This window comes from Burkholderia sp. 572, assembly GCF_040545135.1.
Classification (GTDB): Bacteria; Pseudomonadota; Gammaproteobacteria; order Burkholderiales; family Burkholderiaceae; genus Burkholderia; species Burkholderia cepacia.
Window position 1 is genome coordinate 1 of the sequence record NZ_JBEPLH010000063.1, and the last position, 1466, is coordinate 1466.

Below are 1466 nucleotides of genomic sequence, written 5' to 3' on the forward strand. Positions count from 1 at the left end.
ATCGACGCCTCGAGCGCGCCTGCCTGCACCAGCACCTGCTCCGCATAGAGCTGCGCGATCGCGATCTTCGCGCCGAAGAACGCCGGGTCGCTCGCGCGGTTCGCCTGCGCGGCCACCACCAGCGCACGCGCCATCTGCCATCCGCACAGCACCACGCCCGCCAGCTTCAGGTACGGCACGCTGCCCGCGAACACCGCATTCGGGTCCTGCTTCGCGTTCGCCAGCACGTAATCCACCACCGACGACAGCGCCTTCGCGCCCTTCTCCAGCTGCACCTTCATCGACGCGGCCGCCGCACCGTCCAGCTTGCCCAGCGCCGCGACAGTCTCGCCGATTTCGGCGATCAGCGCCTTCGCCACCGCACCGCCGTCGCGCAGCGTCTTGCGGCCCACCAGGTCGTTCGCCTGGATCGCCGTCGTGCCTTCGTAGATCGCCAGGATCCGCGCATCGCGGTAATACTGCGCCGCGCCGGTTTCCTCGATGAAACCCATCCCGCCGTGCACCTGCACGCCCAGGCTCGCCACGTCGTTCACCATCTCCGTGCTCCAGCCCTTCACGACCGGCACCAGATATTCGTAGATTGCCTGATGACGCGCCCGCGTCGCCTCGTCCGAATGGCGGTGGGCAATGTCGCTGTGCGCGGCGGCCACGTACGCCAGCGAGCGCGCGCCTTCGGTCAGCGCGCGCATCGTGCCGAGCATCCGGCGCACGTCCGGGTGATGGATGATCGTCACCGACTGCTTGGCCGATCCGTCCACCGGGCGGCTCTGCACGCGCTCCTTCGCGAATTCCGCAGCCTTCTGGTACGCGCGGTCGGCCACGCCGATCCCCTGCATCCCGACGCCGAAGCGCGCCGCGTTCATCATGATGAACATGTATTCGAGGCCACGGTTCTCTTCGCCGATCAGATAGCCGATCGCGCCGCCGTGGTCGCCATATTGCAGCACCGCCGTCGGGCTCGCCTTGATCCCGAGCTTGTGCTCGATCGACACGCAGTGCACGTCGTTGCGCGCGCCGAGCGAGCCGTCGTCGTTGACCAGGAACTTCGGCACGATGAACAGCGAGATGCCCTTCACGCCTTCCGGCGCGTTCGGCGTGCGCGCCAGCACCAGGTGGACGATGTTGTCCGCCATGTCGTGCTCGCCCCACGTGATGAAGATCTTCGTGCCGAACACCTTGTACGTGCCGTCGCCCTGCGGTTCGGCGCGCGAACGCACCAGCGCAAGATCCGAGCCCGCCTGCGGCTCGGTCAGGTTCATCGTGCCGGTCCATTCGCCCGAGATCAGCTTCGGCACGTAGCGCTGCTTCTGCTCGTCGGTGCCGGCCGTCAGCAGCGCCTCGATCGCGCCGTCGGTCAGCAGCGGGCACAGCGCGAACGACAGGTTCGACGCGTTCAGCATCTCGATGCACGGCGTCGCGATCAGCTTCGGCAGCCCCTGGCCGTCGTATTCGGACGGGTGCTGCAG

Annotated in this window: 1 protein-coding gene; it reads right to left on the reverse strand. The window is 67.7% G+C overall.

Annotation, left to right across the window (positions count from 1 at the left end):
* Nucleotides 1-1466 (reverse strand): acyl-CoA dehydrogenase family protein (locus tag ABIC51_RS40810; protein ID WP_354007111.1); only part of this gene is annotated, 1466 nt, incomplete at both ends.